At 41.6% G+C, this 15,606-nt stretch carries 12 protein-coding genes; 5 read left to right on the forward strand and 7 right to left on the reverse strand.

The window, feature by feature from the left end:
- Positions 1 to 60 precede the first annotated feature (60 nt).
- Positions 61 to 1,959, reverse strand: coding sequence for a molecular chaperone DnaK (gene dnaK, locus L5B76_RS08060; RefSeq protein ID WP_035688348.1), 1,899 nt, complete (start codon positions 1,957 to 1,959; stop codon positions 61 to 63).
- Positions 1,960 to 2,282: 323 nt separating this feature from the next.
- Here dnaK and lolB point away from each other — a divergent pair, with 323 nt between their 5' ends.
- Genes lolB through L5B76_RS08075 form a run of 3 tightly spaced genes read left to right on the forward strand, consistent with a single transcriptional unit; the run spans position 2,283 to position 4,804 of the window.
- Complete coding sequence (lolB, locus tag L5B76_RS08065; protein WP_265754975.1) at positions 2,283 to 2,912, forward strand: lipoprotein insertase outer membrane protein LolB; 630 nt, start codon at positions 2,283 to 2,285, stop codon at positions 2,910 to 2,912.
- Entirely contained in the window at positions 2,912 to 3,805 is an 894-nt protein-coding gene (gene ispE / locus L5B76_RS08070) for a 4-(cytidine 5'-diphospho)-2-C-methyl-D-erythritol kinase (RefSeq protein WP_265754976.1), read from the forward strand. Before lolB ends, ispE begins: the two co-directional genes overlap by 1 nt.
- 51 nt (positions 3,806 to 3,856) lie before the next feature.
- The gene (locus tag L5B76_RS08075) at positions 3,857 to 4,804 is read left to right on the forward strand and encodes a ribose-phosphate pyrophosphokinase (protein ID WP_194751259.1); all 948 of its coding nucleotides are present in this window, start codon (positions 3,857 to 3,859) and stop codon (positions 4,802 to 4,804) included.
- Positions 4,805 to 4,853: 49 nt separating this feature from the next.
- Here the strand turns inward: L5B76_RS08075 and rdgC are convergent, their stop codons facing one another.
- The gene (gene rdgC / locus L5B76_RS08080) at positions 4,854 to 5,768 is read right to left on the reverse strand and encodes a recombination-associated protein RdgC (RefSeq protein ID WP_265754977.1); all 915 of its coding nucleotides are present in this window, start codon (positions 5,766 to 5,768) and stop codon (positions 4,854 to 4,856) included.
- Positions 5,769 to 5,844: 76 nt separating this feature from the next.
- Entirely contained in the window at positions 5,845 to 8,517 is a 2,673-nt protein-coding gene (gene gyrA / locus L5B76_RS08085; protein WP_265754978.1) for a DNA topoisomerase (ATP-hydrolyzing) subunit A, read from the reverse strand.
- 1,200 nt (positions 8,518 to 9,717) lie between these two features.
- Between gyrA and ubiG the strand changes: the two genes are divergently transcribed.
- Positions 9,718 to 10,431: a bifunctional 2-polyprenyl-6-hydroxyphenol methylase/3-demethylubiquinol 3-O-methyltransferase UbiG gene (ubiG, locus tag L5B76_RS08090; protein ID WP_265754980.1), complete on the forward strand. Its 714-nt coding sequence runs from the start codon at positions 9,718 to 9,720 to the stop codon at positions 10,429 to 10,431.
- 79 nt (positions 10,432 to 10,510) lie between these two features.
- On the opposite strand, the gene L5B76_RS08095 is transcribed toward ubiG, so the two are convergent.
- Positions 10,511 to 11,161: an IS1595-like element ISHpa1 family transposase gene (locus tag L5B76_RS08095; protein WP_194752148.1), complete on the reverse strand. Its 651-nt coding sequence runs from the start codon at positions 11,159 to 11,161 to the stop codon at positions 10,511 to 10,513.
- Positions 11,162 to 11,240: 79 nt separating this feature from the next.
- Here L5B76_RS08095 and L5B76_RS08100 point away from each other — a divergent pair, with 79 nt between their 5' ends.
- The gene (locus tag L5B76_RS08100) at positions 11,241 to 12,866 is read left to right on the forward strand and encodes a phosphoethanolamine transferase (RefSeq protein WP_265754981.1); all 1,626 of its coding nucleotides are present in this window, start codon (positions 11,241 to 11,243) and stop codon (positions 12,864 to 12,866) included.
- Between the two features lie 76 nt (positions 12,867 to 12,942).
- Here the strand turns inward: L5B76_RS08100 and era are convergent, their stop codons facing one another.
- Genes era through lepB form a run of 3 tightly spaced genes read right to left on the reverse strand, consistent with a single transcriptional unit; the run spans position 12,943 to position 15,599 of the window.
- Positions 12,943 to 13,866 (reverse strand): GTPase Era, encoded by a 924-nt coding sequence (gene era / locus L5B76_RS08105; RefSeq protein WP_103854019.1) that lies wholly within the window; start codon positions 13,864 to 13,866, stop codon positions 12,943 to 12,945.
- Positions 13,863 to 14,549 (reverse strand): ribonuclease III, encoded by a 687-nt coding sequence (rnc, locus tag L5B76_RS08110; protein ID WP_103854020.1) that lies wholly within the window; start codon positions 14,547 to 14,549, stop codon positions 13,863 to 13,865. The genes era and rnc overlap by 4 nt, the downstream gene beginning before the upstream one ends.
- 18 nt (positions 14,550 to 14,567) lie before the next feature.
- The gene (gene lepB, locus L5B76_RS08115) at positions 14,568 to 15,599 is read right to left on the reverse strand and encodes a signal peptidase I (RefSeq protein ID WP_265754982.1); all 1,032 of its coding nucleotides are present in this window, start codon (positions 15,597 to 15,599) and stop codon (positions 14,568 to 14,570) included.
- Positions 15,600 to 15,606: the final 7 nt, after the last annotated feature.

The following is a 15,606-nucleotide window of genomic DNA, read 5'->3' on the forward strand; positions in this document are numbered from 1 at the left end:
TATTTTTTATACGCTAAAAGGGCATATTGCTATGCCCTTTGGATTATTGTTGAATGTGAATTATTTATTGTCTTTCACTTCTTCAAACTCAGCATCTACCACATCATCACCGTTGTTTTGTTGTGGTTGTTCACCGCTTTGAGCTTGTTGTGCTGTGGCTTGCATTAATTTTTGTGATGCTTCCACTAACGCTTTAGTTTTCGCTTCGATTTCAGCTTTGTCTTCACCTTTCGCTGCTGTTTCAAGTTCGCTCACGGCTTTTTCAATTTGGGCTTTATCATCAGCAGATAATTGATCGCCAACTTCGCCTAATTGTTTGCGTGTGCTGTGAACAAGGTGATCAGCTTGGTTACGCGCTTGAACTAATTCTTCAAATTTACGGTCAGCTTCTGCATTGGCTTCTGCATCACGCACCATTTGTTGGATTTCATCTTCGCTTAAACCAGATGAAGCTTTAATGGTAATTTGTTGTTCTTTACCTGTGCCTTTATCTTTCGCTGAAACGTGGATAATACCGTCTGCGTCAATATCAAAAGTTACTTCAATTTGTGGCATACCGCGTGGTGCTGGGTTAATGCCTTCTAGGTTAAATTGACCTAGTGATTTATTTGCAGACGCTTGTTTACGCTCACCTTGTAACACGTGAATGGTTACTGCACTTTGGTTATCTTCAGCAGTTGAGAACACTTGTGATTTCTTCGTTGGAATCGTTGTGTTTTTCTCAATTAAGGTAGTCATCACGCCACCCATTGTTTCGATACCTAATGAAAGCGGGGTTACGTCTAATAACAATACGTCTTTCACATCACCTGCTAATACACCACCTTGAATTGCCGCACCGATTGCAACAGCTTCATCAGGGTTCACATCTTTACGAGGCTCTTTGCCAAAGAACTCAGCCACTTTTTGTTGTACTAATGGCATACGAGTTTGACCACCTACTAAGATCACGTCATCAATGTCTGATACGCTTAAACCTGCATCTTTCAATGCCACTTTCACAGGCTCTAATGAGCGTGCTACTAAATCTTCTACTAAGGCTTCTAATTTCGCACGAGTTAATTTAATGTTTAAGTGTTTTGGCCCTGTTGCATCTGCAGTGATGTAAGGTAAGTTCACATCAGTTTGTTGCGCTGAAGAAAGTTCGATTTTCGCTTTCTCTGCTGCTTCTTTCAAACGTTGCATTGCAAGTGGGTCGTTGCGTAAATCAACACCTTGCTCTTTTTTGAACTCATCAACTAAGTAGTTAATTACACGGTTATCGAAGTCTTCACCACCTAAGTGAGTATCACCATTGGTTGCTAACACTTCAAAAGTTTTTTCGCCATCTACCTCATCAATTTCGATGATAGATAAGTCAAATGTACCACCACCTAAGTCATATACCGCGATAGTGTGGTTGCCTTTACCTTTGTCTAAACCATAAGCAAGCGCTGCTGCTGTTGGTTCGTTAATAATACGTTTAACATCTAAACCTGCAATGCGGCCTGCATCTTTGGTTGCTTGACGTTGTGCATCGTTGAAGTAAGCTGGTACAGTAATTACCGCTTCAGTTACTGGCTCGCCTAAGAAATCTTCTGCTGTTTTCTTCATTTTTTTCAACACTTCAGCAGAAATTTGCGGTGGTGCCATTTTTTCATCTTTCACTTCAACCCACGCATCGCCGTTGTCTGCTTTCACAATGCTAAATGGCATAATGTTCACGTCGCGTTGTACTTCTTGATCTTCAAAACGGCGACCGATTAAACGTTTGATTGCAAATAATGTATTTTTTGGATTTGTTACAGCTTGACGTTTCGCAGGCTGACCTACTAAGGTTTCGCCATCATTTGTATAAGCAATAATTGACGGAGTTGTACGATCCCCTTCCGCATTCTCAATAACACGCGGTTTGTCGCCGTCCATTACAGCCACACAAGAGTTTGTTGTACCTAAGTCAATACCAATAATTTTTCCCATAATATGTTTTCTCCTAATAAAATTCGATTAATTCGTTTACGATTGATTAAATTGGGCTAGCTTTAAAAATTTCAAGTGCAATGTTGCAAATTTTTTTGCATTTTTTCACACAGGAATAACATTCAAAGTGCGGTGGAAAATTTCCACATTTTTCAGCCCAACTCACTGATGGAAGTAAAATGTTGGCTGAAAGAGAAATTTCAAGGGGAAAAATGAAAAAAAATTTTACTTTTTTGTAAAAAAATACGAAATCCCTTTCTCAGCCTTTACTCACACCATACAAGCCCGTAAAATACAGGCAAATTTTTTACCCTTGTGAACCAATGAAATTCTTAAAAACCCTTTTTATTCCTTTATTTATCAGCTTGTTATTAGCAGGCTGTGCCCTTGATATTGATGATAACCGCCCTGCCGATGTGCAATATATTGAAAAAAACGACCGCACTTGGCAGCAACATTTGCAACAAATTCAACAAATTAGCGCTTATCAAGCAGAAGGACAAATTGGCTATATCAGCGCCAAACAGCGTTTTTCTACCGCCTTTGATTGGCAATATCAAAATCCGAAAGCCTATACGCTGGTGCTTTCTTCAGCCTTAAGTAGTTCCAAACTCACCTTTAAAATGCACGCGCAAGGCTTAACCATTTCAGATGAAAAAGGACGCCAGCGCTCCGCTAAAGATGCCCAAGCATTATTACGCGAAATTATCGGAATGGATATTCCGCTCACCCAGCTGGCCACTTGGTTGAAAGGTGAGCCGAACAATCAACAGGATTACAATGTGGGTGAGAACCATTTGCTCGCCAACTTTACTTATGCCGTCAATGGTGAACAATGGACGGTGGATTATTTGAATTATCATCAAGACCGCTCCCCTGCGCTGCCACGGGATATTTTGCTAAAAAATGACGCACAAACCCTGAAAATTCGCGTTAATCATTGGAAATACTAATGAAAAATTATCATTTTTCCACCGCACTTTTTGTTCCGCCGAAAAATGGACGCTACCGTTTTCCTAGCCCAGCAAAATTAAATTTGTTTCTTTATATTAATGGACGCTTGGAAAATGGTTACCACGAATTGCAGACCTTATTCCAATTTTTAGATTTTGGCGATTGGCTGGAAATTGGCGTTAGGGACGATTCTCAAATCATTCTTTCTCCAGAAATTCCCCATTTAAAACAAGAAGATAACCTCATTTATCGCGCAGCGCGTCTACTTCAACAGCACACAGGTTGCCAGCTTGGGGCAAATATTCATTTAGATAAAATCTTGCCTATGGGCGGCGGCGTTGGTGGTGGCTCATCAAATGCGGCTACCACACTTGTTGCCCTTAATGCTTTGTGGAAAACACAATGTTCCCTTGAAGAATTAGCTCAGTTAGGGTTACAGCTAGGCGCTGACGTGCCTATTTTCGTTCACGGCAAAGCGGCCTTTGCAGAAGGCGTGGGGGAAAAGATCCATTATTGTAATCCTGCTGAAAAATGGTATGTGGTGCTAAAACCTGAGGTTTCCATTTCAACAGGCGTCATTTTTCAAGATCCCAATTTGCCACGCAATACCCCGAAAAAACCACTTTCACAACTTTTAGCTGAAAATTATACAAACGATTGCGAAAAAATTGTGCGAGATCATTATCCAGAGGTTGAAGAACTGCTGGGCTGGTTGTTACAATATGCACCCGCAAGATTAACGGGAACAGGGGCTTGTGTTTTCGCAGAATTTGACGATGCTCAATCTGCTCAAGCGGTATTTCTAAATAAGCCAAAAGACTGTTTTGGTTTTGTTGCAAAGGGGCTAAATGTTTCGCCATTACACCAAATGATGGAGCATTTATTCCAATGAGATCAATATTTTACACATTCTTCCATCTAAAATTCTGAGGTTAATTTTACAATGCCTGACATAAAACTTTTCGCTGGTAATGCAACGCCAGAACTAGCAAAACGAATTTCTGAACGCTTATACCTTTCTCTCGGTGATGCCACCGTAGGACGCTTTAGCGATGGCGAAATTCAAGTGCAGATCAATGAAAACGTGCGTGGTAGCGATGTTTTCATTATTCAATCAACCTGCGCACCAACAAATGACAACCTAATGGAATTACTTGTGATGGTTGATGCTTTACGCCGTGCATCAGCAGGCCGTATCACTGCGGTAATCCCTTATTTCGGCTATGCTCGCCAAGATCGCCGTGTGCGCTCTGCGCGTGTGCCTATCACCGCAAAAGTGGTGGCTGATTTCTTATCAAGCGTAGGGGTAGATCGTGTTTTAACCTGTGATCTTCACGCTGAGCAAATTCAAGGTTTCTTTGATGTTCCTGTGGATAACGTATTTGGTTCGCCAGTATTAATTCACGATATTTTAAAGAAAACCGATCTTGAAAATCCAATCGTGGTTTCACCTGATATCGGTGGTGTGGTTCGCGCTCGTGCAGTGGCAAAATTACTCAACGATACTGATATGGCAATCATTGATAAACGCCGTCCAAAAGCCAATGTATCGCAAGTTATGCACATTATTGGTGATGTAGCTGGACGTGATTGTATTCTCGTTGATGATATGATCGATACAGGCGGAACACTATGCAAAGCCGCAGAAGCACTCAAAGAACGTGGTGCAAAACGTGTCTTTGCTTACGCAACTCACGCAGTTTTCTCAGGCTCAGCGGCGAAAAATCTTGCCAGCGATGCCCTTGATGAAATTGTAGTTACAGACACCATTCCACTTACCCCAGAAATCAAAGCCTTGGGCAAAGTGCGTGTACTTACTCTTTCTGGAATGTTAGCTGAAGCCATTCGTCGTATCAGTAATGAAGAATCGATCTCAGCAATGTTTAATTAAATCAACAAGAGGGCTTTCTATAAGCCCTTTATTTTTTACAAAAGAAAACTTATAACCGCTCTTTTTCCCCGCCAAAATCATCGAGTAAGTTTTCGGTGAGATGTGAAAGAATCCCTGTCATTAAGACAAAATCTGCATCAAAGCGTTGGGCGACATCTTCTTTCAAAATATCATCATTTTTCTCCCGCACTTCATCTGCAAATTTCAAGCGTTTTAACGTGCCATCTTCGTTTAATACAAAAGACAAATACCCTTCCCATTCAAGCGCCAATTGCGTAATGGTTTTACCGGCCTGCAAAAGTGAAAGAATTTCTTCTGCATCAAGAGCTTGCTGTTTACAACGAATCACGGCGTTATCCTGACTGCCGCGCAATTCAGCATCTTCCAAAGGAATTAACCAAGCAGGCGTGGCATTTTCACTTACCCAATGGCTCATTACGATAGTTGGCTCATTGGCAAAAGCGAGTGGCACAACAGGTAATGAACCTAAAGATTTGCGCAATAAAGCAAGGGCATCTTCCGCACGCTTGCTTGATGCTGCATCAACATAAATAAGCTGTTTATCACTATCAATCCAAATCGCGGTTTGCTGATATTTGCTAAACGCACGCGGAAGTAACATTGCCACCACATCATCTTTCAGCGCCTGTTTTTCCACTTTCTTTAATTTGCGATTTTCTTTTTGTTCTAACTCATTAATTCGTTGCTCTAATTCACGCTTAACCACTTGCGCAGGAAGGATTTTTTCTTCTTTTTTGGCCAATAATAAAATCTGCTTACCCACAGAAAAATGCAATAATTCACTGGTTTTCAATGGCGAAACCCAGCCAAATTTTTGCATATCACCTTGTCCACAAGGATAAAATTGCCCCTGTTCTAATTGAGTCTGTAAATATTCCGCTGACCAGTCCAACGGTTTGGTTAAGCGGTAAATCATTAGATTTTTAAAAAATTGATATGCCATAATGCGTTATCTCTTTTATACCGTCTCTACAAAATAAGCTACCCGCAGGTAGCTTATTAATTTTAATCGTGATCAATTATTCCGTTGTGGTTTCAACATTGATCTCAACGCTTTCACCTTCAACATCGCTCTCTTCATCGTCCACATCACAAACACGCTCAAGGCTTACCACTTGCTCGTCTTCGGCGGTGCGAATTAAGCGAACCCCTTGGGTGTTTCGTCCAACAATGCTCACTTCGCTAACACGGGTTCTTACTAAGGTTCCCGCATCGGTAATCAGCATAATTTGGTCATTTTCTTCCACTTGGGTTGCGGCAACCACTTTACCGTTACGCTCGCTCACCTTGATAGAAATCACCCCTTTGGTGTTGCGTGATTTAGTTGGGTACTCCGCTAAATCGGTACGTTTACCATAACCGTTTTGCGTTGCGGTAAGGATTGCGCCGTTATCTTTCGGGATCACCAGCGACACCACTTTGTCGATATTCAGATCTAGCGTCTCTTCGCTGTTATCGTCAGAAATTTCTTCAATTTCCACCGCACTTTCATCTTCCGCAAGATCGTTAGTTAGGGCTAATTTAATGCCACGCACCCCTGTTGCGGTACGTCCCATTGGGCGCACAGCGCTTTCTGCAAAACGCACCACGCGTCCTTGTGATGAGAACAGCATAATCTCGTTTGAACCGTCTGTAATGTCCACGCCGATGAGTTCATCTTCATCACGCAAGTTAAGGGCAATAATCCCGTTAGAACGTGGGCGGCTGAATTCGGTTAAAGCGATTTTTTTCACCATACCGCCTGCAGTAGCCATCACCACAAATTTATTTTCTTCATAAGCGGAAATTGGCAAGATGGCGGTAATACGCTCGTTTTCATCTAATGGCAAAATATTGACAATTGGACGACCACGTGCGCCACGGCTGGCTTGCGGTAATTGATACACTTTGAGCCAGTATAAACGTCCACGGCTAGAGAAACATAAAATCGTATCGTGGGTGTTCGCGACCAGTAATTTTTCGATGAAATCTTCTTCTTTCATCTTGGTTGCGGATTTACCTTTACCGCCACGGCGTTGTGCTTCGTAATCGGTAAGTGGTTGATATTTCACATAACCTTCGTGAGAAAGGGTTACCACCACATCTTCTTGTGCGATTAAATCTTCTAAATTAATATCGCCTGACGCCATTGTGATTTCAGTGCGGCGTTCATCGTTAAATTCCGCTTTAACACGTTCTAACTCTTCACACACCACTTCTCTTAAGCGTTCAGTGCTATTTAAAATGCGTAATAATTCGCCAATTTCAACCAAGATTTGTTGGTATTCGGTAACGATTTTTTCGTGTTCTAAGCCTGTTAGGCGTTGTAAACGTAAATCTAAAATAGCGCGGGCTTGTTCTTCAGAAAGGTAATATAGCCCATCACGCACACCAAATTCTGGCGCAAGATCTTCAGGGCGAGAAGCATTCATTCCTGCCGCTTCTAACATTCCACTCACGTTGCCTAAATCCCAACCGCGTGCAAGCAAGGCTTCACGGGCTTCATCACCGGTTTTTGACGCACGAATTAATTCAATAACGGGATCGATATTCGCTAAGGCAATGGCTAAACCTTCTAAAATATGCGCACGTTCACGGGCTTTACGCAGTTCAAACACCGTACGGCGAGTTACCACTTCACGGCGGTGTTTCACAAAGGCTTCAATAATTTGTTTTAAATTGAATAATTTCGGCTGACCGTGATCCAACGCCACCATATTGATACCAAAGGTCACTTGCATTTGGGTGAGTGCATAAAGGTTGTTCAACACCACTTCGCCCACGGCATCACGTTTCACTTCAATTTCAATACGGAAACCTTCTTTATTGGATACATCAAGTACGTTGCTAATGCCTTCGATTTTTTTATCACGCACCAACTCAGCGATTTTTTCCACCAATTTCGCTTTGTTTACTTGATAAGGAATTTCCGTCACGATAATGGTTTCACGGCCTTTTTCGCTGGTTTCAATTTCTGCTTTGGCACGCACATAAACCTTTCCACGCCCTGTTTTATAGGCATCTTCAATGCCTTTGCGACCATTAATTAACGCCGCTGTTGGGAAATCTGGGCCGGGAATAAATTGCATTAATTCATCAATGGTGATGTCTTCGTTGTCTAAATAAGCCAAACAACCATCTAACACTTCACCTAAATTATGTGGGGGAATATTGGTTGCCATACCCACCGCAATCCCCGATGAACCATTGACTAACAAGGCTGGGATTTTGGTTGGCAACACATCAGGGATCATTTCTTTGCCATCATAGTTCGGCGAGAAATCCACGGTTTCTTTGTCTAAATCCGTTAATAATTCCTGCGTGATCTTTTGCATACGCACTTCGGTATAACGCATTGCCGCTGGCGCATCGCCATCCACTGAACCGAAGTTACCTTGACCGTCCACCAACATATAACGCAATGAAAACGGCTGCGCCATACGCACAATGGTGTCATAAACTGCACTATCACCGTGCGGGTGATATTTACCGATCACATCACCCACCACACGAGCAGATTTTACATAGGCTTTATTATAGGTAATGCCACTTTGATCCATTGAATATAAAACACGGCGGTGTACCGGCTTTAACCCATCACGCACATCAGGCAACGCACGTCCAACAATCACAGACATTGCATAATCAAGATAAGAAGATTTAAGCTCTTCCTCAATACTCACAGGGGTAACGTTGGAGACCAAATTCGTCATTGAAATATTCCCTAATTACATAAAAAATTAGGCGAGATTGTATCATAATTTCAATGATTTCTCTAATCGTTATGTATTTTTTTCTTTGGGATTAATAACGGGTTTCGCCGTTGGCGACTTCCTTTCTTTTGCTTACCCAAAAGAGAGTAAGCAAAGAAAAGAACCCCGATCATCGTCAAATTTCTCTTACTTCCAGACTGCGTTATTTTGTCTTGCCGTACTGGAGTACTGTCTTCAACAAAATTCCTTGTCTGTAAGTGAGAAATTTGACGAACTCACTTTTCCTCATTCCAATAAAATTTTCTTCACGAAAAATCAGCCTGATGTTCGCTACGCTCTCGCTCGACGTGATTCTTCTAAAAATTTTATCTCCATTCGGGCGGTTTGGACGGGGAATGCTATTAAGCATTGTAGGGTAGGGTGGGCTTAAGCCCACCTCAAAGCATAGGCAACCCACGAAGTGAAAACAGCAAAATGGTGGGCTAAAGCCCACCCTACGAGATATGAAAGCGTATCATAATTTCCCGTGTAAATTGCCTTCATTTTAACAAATTTTTAGAAAAGTAACGCCTGAACGCAGCGTAGCGAGTATGGGCTTACTTTTCGTTAAGAAAATTTGTTAAAAATGAAGATCAGCAATTTAGTCGGGGGCTTTTTTCTTTGCCTACTTTCTTTTGAGCAAGCAAAAGAAAGTAGGTCGCTCAACGAGCGAAACCCGTTATTTATCCCAAAGAAAAAAGCAATTTAACGATAAAACCAAAACTTTACTTTTCTTCATTCGAGAACGCAAAAGAAAGGAAGTTGCCAACGGCGAAACCCGTTATCCCCCCCCAAATAAAAAAGAAATTTAACATAGAAAAAATATTTTCTTTAACTACTAAAAACAGCTATTCGAACCATAAAGTGCGGTCATTTTCCACAAAATTTTAAAAATTTCCATCGCACTTGTAATATAATCCCCGTCCAAACCGCCGTCATTCCAATAAAATTTTTAGAAAAGTAACGACTGAACGTAGCATAGCGAGTATGGGCTTACTTTTCGTGAAGAAAATTTTATCAGAATGAGGAAAAAGCGGTTTGATCGAGGTTCCCTTTTCTTTGCTTCCTTTCTTTTGGGAACGCAAAAGAAAGGAAGTCGCCAACGGCGAAACCCGTTATCAGCTCCAAAGAAAAACGAAATTTTAAAAGACGAGAAAAATAATGCAAAACATCGACCAACAAGAACTGGACAAATTCGAAAAAATGGCAAAAACTTGGTGGGATCCTGAGGGGGATTTTAAACCCATTCATCGTTTAAATCCCGTGCGTTTAGCTTATATTTGTCAGCAAACACAAGGATTATTTGGGAAAAAAGTGTTAGATGTTGGCTGTGGTGGGGGAATTTTATCAGAAGCAATGGCAAAACAAGGGGCAACTGTTACGGGGATTGATATGACCACCGCCCCGCTTGAAGTGGCAAAATTGCACAGCCAAGAGCAGGGGCTAAGTATTGATTATCAACAAACCACAGTAGAAAATTTTCTGCAAAAACATACCGCACTTGGTGGGGAAAAATTTGACGTGATAACCTGTATGGAAATGCTGGAACACGTTCCCGATCCCAGTTCGATCATCAACTCCTGCAAAGCATTGTTAAAACCAGATGGCGTGCTATTTTTCTCCACTATTAATCGCACCTTGAAAGCTTGGGCTTTAGTGATCATCGGTGCGGAATATGTATTAAAAATGCTACCAAAAGGCACGCACGATTACGAAAAATTTATCAAGCCAGCTGAACTTTTGGCGTGGACGGACGAGGCAAAGTTAGAATGTGTGAATATGGTGGGCTATCACTATAATCCACTAACAGGAACATTTAAATTAAATCAGGACGTAAGCGCCAATTATATGGCTACCTTTAAAGGGGTAAAATAATGGATATATCCTATTCATAAGAACTTTTTTATTATCCTAATGACAAAGCTTGGAATTATTTAGGGGCTGTCCTAGATAACTAGGCTAAACTCCCTTTAACCAATTGTTTTAAAATAGAAATTTGACTTTTTATGTTGCTGTAATTAAAACGCCATTCACATTCCTTTAAATAAAGCTCAAAATGCGCTTTTGGGATACCATTAAATTTGCGTAAATGGCGTTTTGCTTGGCTCCAAAAATTCTCAATTCCGTTAATGTGGTTATGATTTTCAGCAAAATGTGTGCTGTGATTGATACGAAAATGACTAAATTCACTCACATCAAGCACGTCATAACTACGATAATTATCGGTGTAAACAATACTATCAGGCTTTACCTGCTCCCGAATAATGGGTAACAAGGTGGCAGATTGCGTATTTGGAACCGCAACGGTATAAACCTTGCCATTGCGCTTGAGAAGCCCGAATACCGCAATTTTCCCTGCCGCACCACGACCACGTTTGCCTTTGCGAGCACCGCCAAAATAACTTTCATCGGCTTCAATTTCACCTTCAAACATCTCTAAGTGAAGGCTGTTTTGATAGATGAGTTGGCGTAAACGATGAAAGTAATATGCGGCAGTCGTTTTGTTTACATTGACTAACTCTGCTGCTGTCCTTGCAGTAACACCTGCAACAAATAGCTCAATGAGTTTATTTTGTTTGTGCTGACTTAGACGACTTTTTCTCATTGGTTCATTCTAACCTAAATAGATTTTTTAGTGTTATCTAGGACAGCCCCATTATTTATTATGTTTAGGATATACCTTTATGCTTTTTTCTCGCTTTAAATTGAAAAGCGCAACATTAATTGCACTGGTTGCGCTTTATTTTACCTTAGTGCTAAATTTTCCTTTTTACAAAAAAGTGTGGGCGCTGCACCCATTTGCGGGGCAGCCTGAAGATTATTTTCTTCTCACCGTTCCCGTCTTTATTTTCTTTACGCTAAATGCGGTTTTTCAACTTTTTGCGCTACCTATTTTGCACAAAGTGATTATTCCGCTGTTGCTGATTATTAGCGCTGCCATTAGCTATCAAGCCTTATTTTATGATGTGCATTTCACCACGGATATGCTCGAAAATGTGCTGCAAACCACGCCAGCGGAAAGTGTTCGTATGCTCACTTGGCAATATCTCGCGTGGATTGCGTTTTTTGGCGTGTTGCCAGCCATTTTATACATTATGGTAAAGGTGGATTACCGCACTTGGTGGAAAGAGCTTGGTTTGCGCGTGGGCTTGATCGCTCTTTCTGGCGTAGTGATTTGGGGCATTGCGAAAGGTTTTTATCAAGATTACGCCGCCTTTGTACGCAACAATAAACCTGTGGTGAATTTAATTGTGCCGTCTAATTTCATTAGTGCAGGGGTAAATGAAATCAAACGCGTGCGTGAAGCGAATCGCCCTTATGAACAAATCGGTTTAGATGCACAACAAGCCAAACCTGATGAATATCGCCATTTCACCGTGATTGTGGTGGGCGAAACTACGCGTGCGCAAAACTGGGGATTAAATGGTTACGCACGCCAAACCACCCCAAAACTGGCAGCGCGTGGCAAAGACATCATCAATTTTACGGACGTTTCCAGTTGTGGCACATCAACCGCCATTTCCGTGCCTTGTATGTTCTCTTATCTCCCCCAAGCCCAATACAATGGCGGCAAAGCACAAAAAATGGATAATTTGCTTGATGTGCTACAACGTGCGGACGTGAACATTTTCTGGTTAGATAATAACAGCGATTGCAAAGGCGTTTGCTTGCGTGTGCCAAATGAAGTTACCAATATGAAAACGCCAGAATACTGTACTGACGGCGAATGTTTAGATGACATTTTATTAAAAGATTTCGACAAAATTCTTAATGAAAGCCAAAAAGATACGGTATTGATTTTGCATACCATCGGCAGCCACGGGCCAACCTATTACGAACGTTACACGCCTGAATTTAAAAAGTTTGTACCAACGTGCGACACCAACGAAATTCAAACTTGTAGCAACGAACAATTAGTGAATACTTACGATAACGGCATTTTGTATATTGATAACTTCCTTGATCAAGTGATCCAAAAATTGGAACACCGTGATGATTTGGAAAGTGCGGTATATTATGTGTCAGATCACGGTGAATCCCTTGGTGAGGACGGCATTTATCTGCACGGCACGCCTTATGCCATCGCGCCAGATTATCAAACCAAAGTGCCAATGTTCTTTTGGTTCTCTAAAACCTGGCAGCAAAATGAAGGTGTGGATTTAGACTGCCTGCGCCACAACGCCAGCGTCCAACATTATTCCCACGACAATTTATTTAGCACCGTGATTGGAATGATGGATATGAATTTAAAAACGGAAGTGTATCAAAAGGATTTAGATATTTTGGCGAGTTGTAAAAAAGCCCATTAGTAAATAATAAAAAAGAGGGTGAAAAATTTTAATATTTTCCACCGCTCTTATTGTTTCTGGCTATACAAAGCTTGGATTATTCTTCCATATACCCCAAGCTGCGCAAGGCGCGTTCGTCATCAGCCCAGCCTGATTTCACTTTCACCCAAAGTTCTAAATGGACTTTGTTGTCAAATAGGCGTTCCATATCGGCGCGTGCTTCTGTACCGATGACTTTAATTTTTTGCCCTTTATTGCCGATAACCATTTTTTTCTGGCCATCGCGTTCAACCAAAATTAGGGCGTTGATTTCATAAGTGCCGCGTTCGTTCGTTTTGAACTGTTCGATTTCAACGGTTACAGAATAAGGCAGCTCTTCGCCCATAAAACGCATTAATTTTTCACGAATGATTTCAGATGCCATAAAGCGTTGTGAACGGTCGGTAACGTAATCTTCTGGGAAATGATGTACGCCCTCACGCAAGGATTCACGCACAATTTTTTCCAGTTCTTGCACGTTGTTGCCACGTTGTGCAGAAATAGGAATAATGGCTTTAAAATCAAATTTTTGGCTGATTTCGGTGATAAATGGCAGTAAATCCTCTTTATCTTTGATATTGTCGATTTTGTTTATTGCCAACACCACAGGGGCTTTAGCACGGCGCAGTTTATTTAGCACCATTTCATCATCGGCATTCCAATGCGTGCCGTCCACCACGAAAATAATTAAATCCACATCGCCAATGGCACTACTTGCTGCGCGGTTCATTAAGCGGTTAATGGCGCGTTTTTCTTCAATATGCAGCCCTGGGGTGTCCACATAAATGGCTTGATAAGGGCCGTCTGTTTGAATGCCTAAAATGCGGTGGCGAGTCGTTTGTGCTTTTCTTGATGTAATGGAAATTTTTTGCCCTAAGATTTTGTTTAATAAGGTAGATTTCCCCACATTTGGACGCCCTACGATAGCAATAAATCCGCAGTAGGTTGGCTGTTCTTGGTGATGTTCTGTTGTTTGTGTCATTTTATATCCAATATTTTTAAGATTTGTTCTGCGGCGGCTTGTTCCGCTTTACGGCGGCTTGAACCTACGCCAATAAAAGTGCGGTCAATTTTTTTGATTTTTTCCACACGACATTCTACGGTAAAGGTTTGGTTATGCGCTTCCCCTTTAATATCAATTACTTTGTAGCTCGGCAAAGGGAAATGGGACGCTTGCAAATATTCCTGTAAGCGGGTTTTGGGGTCTTTTTGGTTTTCCCCTGGTTTGATATTTTTTAGCAGATCTTGATACCATTTTCGCGTAACTTGAGTACTCGTTGGCAGATCTTGATCAAGCGAAATTGCCCCAATAATGGCTTCCACGCAATCAGCTAAAATAGATTCGCGGCGAAAACCACCGCTCTTTAATTCACCCGGCCCAAGCAGCATATATTCGCCTAGCTCAAATTCACGCGCCAGTTGGGCAAGGGTGGGTTCGCGCACAAGGGTGGCTCGCATACGGCTGAGTTCCCCCTCGTTGCATTTTGGAAATTGCTGATACAAGGCATCTGCAATGGTGTAGTTTAAAATCGCATCGCCTAAAAATTCCAAGCGTTCATTGTGATTTTTCGCCGCACTTCGGTGCGTCAGTGCTTGCTTAAGCCAATTAATATCTTGGAATTGATAGCCAATTTTACGCTGTAAGCGTTCTAAGTTTTTTGTCATTATTCTGATTATTCGATTTTATTCAATTTTGCTAAACATTCTTTCAAAGCGCAGACCTGTTGGCCATTCGCCTTGTTTTTTATCAAGGCTTAGCCAAATATATTTTGCTTTGCCGACAATATTTTTCTCTGGCACAAAGCCCCAAAAACGGCTGTCTGCGCTGTGATTACGGTTATCCCCCATCACAAAATATTCCCCTTCTGGCACAACCCATTCGGTGATGTAATTTTGCTGGTTTCGATAACCTTGATACAAGTAAGTGGCGTTCGGCGGTTGTGGATCCCAATGAATTTGGTGGGTTACATCGCCTGTTTCGGTTACTTTTAACGGGTGAACATTGCTATATACAGGTTTACCTTGGCGATCTTGCCCGATGATAATGTTGAAATCTGCATCAGGTTGCGGTTCGCTATAAGTAAATGCCTTGGTTACGCAATTTTCCGTACATTCTTTGCCGTCTTTGCCATAAGTAATCGTAATATGGCGATCCGCTTCGTTATATTCAATGCGATCCCCCGGAATACCGATAATGCGTTTAATGTAATCCACATTTGGCTCTGGTGGCGCTTTAAATACGATAATATCGCCACGCTGCGGCTTGCCTGTTTCAATCAAGGTATTTTGAAAAACAGGATCTTTAATGCCGTAGGCATATTTTTCCACCAGTAAGAAATCGCCCACACGCAAGGTCGGTTCCATTGAGCCAGACGGAATCTGGAATGGCTCAAATAAGAAAGAACGCAAAATCAAAACAAAAGCAAGCACAGGAAAAAGTGAAGCTAAAAACTCACCGCTCTCTGAAATCGGTTCAATTTTCGCTTTTTCTTCTTCGCTTAACGATTTTCCGCTACGCTGTTCAACGCGCTGAATTTGGCGTTCACGTTTAGGCTGCACGGCAAAGCGATAATAAGCCCAAAGCGCGCCACAAAGTGCGGTTAATAAAATCAATAAAATGGTGAAGGTATTTGGCAAGCCTAAATGCTCCAACCATTTCCATATTCCATAGCCTGCAGCAATTAATAGAATAAAAAATATGTTTGATTTTGACATTCTCTTT

Origin of the sequence: Avibacterium sp. 21-594 (genome assembly GCF_026226815.1) — a bacterium.
GTDB classification, from domain to species: Bacteria; Pseudomonadota; Gammaproteobacteria; order Enterobacterales; family Pasteurellaceae; genus Avibacterium; species Avibacterium avium.

What these genes read in the sequence shown, in the direction of transcription:
- gyrA (WP_265754978.1), bottom strand. Translation starts at nt 8,517, where the DNA reads ATGACGAATTTGGTCTCCAACGTTACCCCTGTGAGTATTGAGGAAGAG.
- L5B76_RS08095 (WP_194752148.1), bottom strand. Translation starts at nt 11,161, where the DNA reads ATGAGAAAAAGTCGTCTAAGTCAGCACAAACAAAATAAACTCATTGAG.
- dnaK (WP_035688348.1), bottom strand. Translation starts at nt 1,959, where the DNA reads ATGGGAAAAATTATTGGTATTGACTTAGGTACAACAAACTCTTGTGTG.
- ubiG (WP_265754980.1), top strand. Translation starts at nt 9,718, where the DNA reads ATGCAAAACATCGACCAACAAGAACTGGACAAATTCGAAAAAATGGCA.
- era (WP_103854019.1), bottom strand. Translation starts at nt 13,866, where the DNA reads ATGACACAAACAACAGAACATCACCAAGAACAGCCAACCTACTGCGGA.
- rdgC (WP_265754977.1), bottom strand. Translation starts at nt 5,768, where the DNA reads ATGGCATATCAATTTTTTAAAAATCTAATGATTTACCGCTTAACCAAA.
- ispE (WP_265754976.1), top strand. Translation starts at nt 2,912, where the DNA reads ATGAAAAATTATCATTTTTCCACCGCACTTTTTGTTCCGCCGAAAAAT.
- L5B76_RS08100 (WP_265754981.1), top strand. Translation starts at nt 11,241, where the DNA reads ATGCTTTTTTCTCGCTTTAAATTGAAAAGCGCAACATTAATTGCACTG.
- L5B76_RS08075 (WP_194751259.1), top strand. Translation starts at nt 3,857, where the DNA reads ATGCCTGACATAAAACTTTTCGCTGGTAATGCAACGCCAGAACTAGCA.
- lolB (WP_265754975.1), top strand. Translation starts at nt 2,283, where the DNA reads ATGAAATTCTTAAAAACCCTTTTTATTCCTTTATTTATCAGCTTGTTA.
- lepB (WP_265754982.1), bottom strand. Translation starts at nt 15,599, where the DNA reads ATGTCAAAATCAAACATATTTTTTATTCTATTAATTGCTGCAGGCTAT.
- rnc (WP_103854020.1), bottom strand. Translation starts at nt 14,549, where the DNA reads ATGACAAAAAACTTAGAACGCTTACAGCGTAAAATTGGCTATCAATTC.